The following is a 4,303-nucleotide window of genomic DNA, read 5'->3' as shown; positions in this document are numbered from 1 at the left end:
GTACTGGGGGATGTCCAGAGCGAACAGTGGCGCCGGTGACACATCGAGGTCGCGAAGTTCGTCGGCAACCGGGTGAGAGCCCAGATGCAGGCGTGCGGCCCGGGGGCCCCAGATGAGCGCGGCGTCGGCCTGCGATTCATAGGGCACGTGGAAAATCGTGTTGTCGATCGGGCTGAGCGAATAGCAGTAGAAGTCGCGGCGCTGCTGGCGGTGGGCCTTGGTGGGCCGCGAGATCGCCAGCGTGAAGATCGACTGTCCGTCGGCGCTGACCTCGGCGAGTCGCTCGCGGGGAGTCTCGGCGAGCTCGATGCCGGCGATGAACTTGGGGAAGCCCAGCACTTCCAGACCGATCAGCCGGCCCTCCTCGTCGTCGACGGCGATGTGGGTGATGTAGGAGCCGGAGCCGGGCAGCCGCTGCCACAACGCCGCCGAGACACCGGGCACGTCGACGCGCCGGGACCGGTGCACCAGGATGGAGAAAACGAACTCCTGATAGGGCGCGATCGACTTGTCGGTGTACTGCATGACCTGCACCATCACCAAAGCACGGCGCGGGGACACGCGCACCGGCCGCAACGCGTCAGTAGGCAGCAGGGCGGTGGCTTTGGCCGCGCTGATAGTGAACATCGCCGCAAACGAGCGGGCGCGATAGGTCAGCAGCGGCATCTGCACGACGCTGCCATCGCTGAGCGTGGTCGGTCCCTGCGATCCATAGGCGTGACCCATAAGCTCTGCAAACATGTATGGAGCCTACTGCAATATGGAGAACACTCCAAACTTCGTGGGTGGTGTCGCGTGAACCGCCCGGATTCGTACGCGCCGGTGCGGGAGAACGGCCACGCGCGGCGTGCACGGTTGACCGCGGATCGCATCCTGGAGGCCGCGGTGGCCGCGTTCGCGCAGGAGGGCTACCGCGCGGCGACGATCGAAGACATCGCCGCGCGCGCCGGTGTGGCGCCGTCGTCGGTCTACAATCACTTCACCAGCAAGGCCGGTATCGCCCAGGCGCTGGCCGAGCGTGCCCTGGAAGTGCACGGCCAGTACGTCGCGGCGGCCTGGTCGCTGGACGTGTCACCGCTGCAGCGCCTCATCGCCGCCGCCGGCGCCACCCTGGCCTTCGCCGGGGACCGGCCGGCCTTGTTTGAGGCGATTTCGTTGTCCTATCTTGGTCCGCTCGGGCTCTTTCCCGCCGACACCGCCGCCGCCGAGGCGATCGCCACCCGCCGACACGAGCAATTGCAGCGCATCGTCGCCGTCCTCGACGAGGCCATCAGTGCCGGGGAACTGCAGTCGATGGACACTGTGGCGACTGCACGGTTTCTGCTCGCGGCCTGGGCCGGAGTTTTGACGATGGAGGCCGGCTCCGGCGATCAAGCGCGGGCCGCAAGCACCTTGGCCGCGGGCATTCGTGCGCTGATCCAGGGGATGGGAACGGCCACGACACTGACCCGAGAGCACCGACTGACCGCCGTCTATCACGAGGCGCTCAGTCGGTATGTGCTGTCGGCCGCGACGGGGCAACCTGCGTCCGGGCCGACTGCAGCATTGACCGGCCCCGGCCCCGTGTCTGCAACGCCACGGCGCAGGCGATGATGATGGGCTCAGTCCTTGGTGAAGGTGAACTGGGCGACCTCGGTGATGCCGCGCCTGAAGAAGTCCGCGCACCCGGTCAGATAGCGTCGGTAACGCTGGTAGACCTCTTCGGAGGTCACAGCGATCGCCTCGTCACGGCGGGCCGCCAAATTCGCCGCCCACGTGTCCAGTGTCCTGACGTAATGGGAGTTCAAGGATTCGATCTGTTCGACCACAAACCCGGCGGCGCGCGACAGGCCCACGACGTCGTCGGTGGACGGAACTTCGCCGCCGGGAAAGATCTCCTGGGCGATAAACCGCATGAATTTCAGGTCGCTGATGGTGATCGCGATGCTGTGGTCGTGCCAGTAGCCCGGCGGGTGGGTGAATATTGTTTGCACCTCCATGCGGCCGTCGCGGGGCAGGAGGCGATAAGTCTGCTCGAAGAATGCCGCGTACCGCGGTTTGCCGAACGCTTCGAACGCCTCGATGCTCACGATGCGGTCGACCGGTTCGTCGAACTCCTCCCAGCCGCGCAGATACACCGCACGCGACCGCTCGGTCGGCAGGTGGTCGAGCAGCCGCTGGCTGTAGGCATGCTGATTTTTACTCAAGGTCAGACCAATGACGTTGACGTCGTATCGCTCGACCGCGCGTGCCATCGCCGAACCCCACCCACAGCCCACGTCGAGCACCGTCATCCCCGGCTGTAATTGCAGCTTGTCCAAGTTCACGTCGATCTTGGCCAGCTGCGCCTCCTGCAGTGTCATCTCGCCACGGCGAAAGTAGGCGCAGCTGTAGGTGCGTGTGGGATCGAGACACAAACCGAAAAAGTCGTCGGATAAGTCGTAATGCGCTTGCACGTCCTCGAAATGCGGCCGCATCTTCCTCCGGCCGGTCGGCGCCTTCGCCATCGGTGATTGTCCCTCCCGGTTCGCGACTGTCTCGTCGTGGCAGGCCCCCTGCCTGCCCGCGCGTCGACCAAGCCAGAGCCACCCAGACCCTTTCGGCATGGTGCATGGTGCGCGGGCTCCGCCCCGCCGCCGGTACGTCACCGTACCGGCGGTTAAAAATTACGCGCGTGAGCCCGCATCGAGCAAGTGTGGTCGACGTCATGGTGCGGATTAGGGATTCCCTCCTGTGGGTACTGGTACGTTGACGTACCATTCATCGGTGCACGGCCTCAGCGTGGCGGGCCCGCCGTGACATCGGTGACCGCCGCAGCCCGCGGATAGCGGGACTGCGTCGTGGGAGCGGTAGCGCTGGTGGGTCAACGGAGAGTCGCAGCTGTGGAGGGAGACCTGGTGATGACCCGTATCGCGTTACTGGCGCTGGCGGCGCCGCGCCGAGTCCTGGCGGTCGCGGCGCTGATCGCCGCGGCGGCCGCACTCTTTGGCGTCCCGGTCGCCAAGAATCTGTCAGCCGGCGGATTTCAAGACCCGACGTCGGAATCGGCCCACGCCAACGAGCTGCTGGGCGAGAAATTCGGTCAGGGCGACCAGCAGCTGCAGGTCACCGTCACCTCCGCTGACGGCGCTACCGGCGAGGCCGCCCGGGCGGTGGGCACCGATCTGGTCAACCGCCTGCACACCTCACCGCATGTCGCCGATATCAGCTCGGCGTGGACCTCGCCGCCGGCGGCGGCCTCCCGCCTGGTCAGCCGGGACGGGAAAACGGGCCTGATCGTGGCCTCGATCACCGGCGGGGAAAACAATGCGCAAAAATACGCCCGCACCCTTGCTGAGCAGCTGGGACCGGGACGCGATGGGGTCAGCGTGCGGTTCGGGGGAGTGCCGATGGTCTACGCCGAGGCCAACCAGCAAAGCGAGCGTGATCTGTTGCTTATGGAGTCCATCGCGGTCCCGCTAAGTTTCGTGGTCTTGACCTGGGTGTTCGGTGGATTGCTGGCAGCCGCGGTGCCGATGCTGGTCGGGGCGATGGCCATTGTGGGGTCCATGTCGGTCCTTCGGCTGATCACCTTCGGTGCCGATGTGTCCATCTTCGCGCTCAACCTCACCACCGCGATGGGGTTGGCGCTGGCAATCGACTACACGCTGCTGATCATCAGCCGATACCGTGACGAACTCGCTGAGGGCAGCGCACCCCGACAGGCGCTGATCCGCACCATGGTCACCGCCGGGCGCACGGTGGTGTTTTCTGCGACCACCGTGGCGCTGTCGATGGCCACGGCGATCTTGTTCCCGATGTATTTCCTGAAATCCTTCGCCTACGCCGGCGTGGCCACCGTCGCCTTCGCGGCGCTGGCCGCCGTCGTCGTCACGCCCGCGGCGATCGTGGTCCTCGGCGCCCGCCTTGACGCCCTCGATGTGCGCCGTCTGGGCCGGCGGCTGCTGCATCGCGGCGACTCGGCCCCCAAGCCGGTCGAGGAGCTGTTTTGGTACCGCTCCACGAAATTCGTGATGCGCCACGCCCTTCCGGCCGGGCTGGCCGTGATCGCGCTGCTGGTGGTGCTCGGGGCGCCCTTCCTGGGCGTCAAGTGGGGCCTGCCCGACGAACGGATGCTGCCGCACTCCAGCAGCGCCTACCAGGTTGGTGACCAGTTGCGCGCCGGCTTTACCGATAATGCGGCCACCGCGGTGACCGTGGTCATTCCCGACGCCGACGGGCTCACACCGGCTGAGCTGGACCGCTATGCCGCCGATCTGTCGCGGGTGCCCGATGTGCTGGGGGTCAGTGCACCCGGCACAACGTTCGCCGGTGGCCGCGACGC

At 66.5% G+C, this 4,303-nt stretch carries 4 protein-coding genes; 2 read left to right on the top strand and 2 right to left on the bottom strand.

What is annotated here, in order from left to right:
* Positions 1-741: acetoacetate decarboxylase family protein (locus tag HMPREF0591_RS21010; RefSeq protein ID WP_007170640.1), on the bottom strand; the 741-nt coding region annotated here is incomplete at its 3' end.
* 54 nt (positions 742-795) lie between these two features.
* Here HMPREF0591_RS21010 and HMPREF0591_RS21005 point away from each other — a divergent pair.
* The gene (locus tag HMPREF0591_RS21005) at positions 796-1,593 is read left to right on the top strand and encodes a TetR/AcrR family transcriptional regulator (RefSeq protein WP_007170639.1); all 798 of its coding nucleotides are present in this window, start codon (positions 796-798) and stop codon (positions 1,591-1,593) included.
* A gap of 8 nt (positions 1,594-1,601) precedes the next feature.
* Here the strand turns inward: HMPREF0591_RS21005 and HMPREF0591_RS21000 are convergent, their stop codons facing one another.
* Positions 1,602-2,486, bottom strand: a complete 885-nt coding sequence (locus HMPREF0591_RS21000; RefSeq protein WP_007170638.1) for a cyclopropane mycolic acid synthase family methyltransferase — start codon at positions 2,484-2,486, stop codon at positions 1,602-1,604.
* Between the two features lie 390 nt (positions 2,487-2,876).
* On the opposite strand from HMPREF0591_RS21000, the gene HMPREF0591_RS31180 reads away from it, so the two are divergent.
* Positions 2,877-4,303 (top strand): MMPL family transporter (locus tag HMPREF0591_RS31180; RefSeq protein WP_244269054.1); only part of this gene is annotated, 1,427 nt, incomplete at its 3' end.

Source organism: Mycobacterium parascrofulaceum ATCC BAA-614 (genome assembly GCF_000164135.1).
Lineage (GTDB): Bacteria > Actinomycetota > Actinomycetes > Mycobacteriales > Mycobacteriaceae > Mycobacterium > Mycobacterium parascrofulaceum.
This window is presented reverse-complemented; position numbering and strand designations above follow the sequence as displayed.

Coding starts and splice junctions, on each gene's coding strand:
- HMPREF0591_RS21000 (WP_007170638.1), bottom strand. CDS start 2,486: ATGGCGAAGGCGCCGACCGGCCGGAGGAAGATGCGGCCGCATTTCGAG.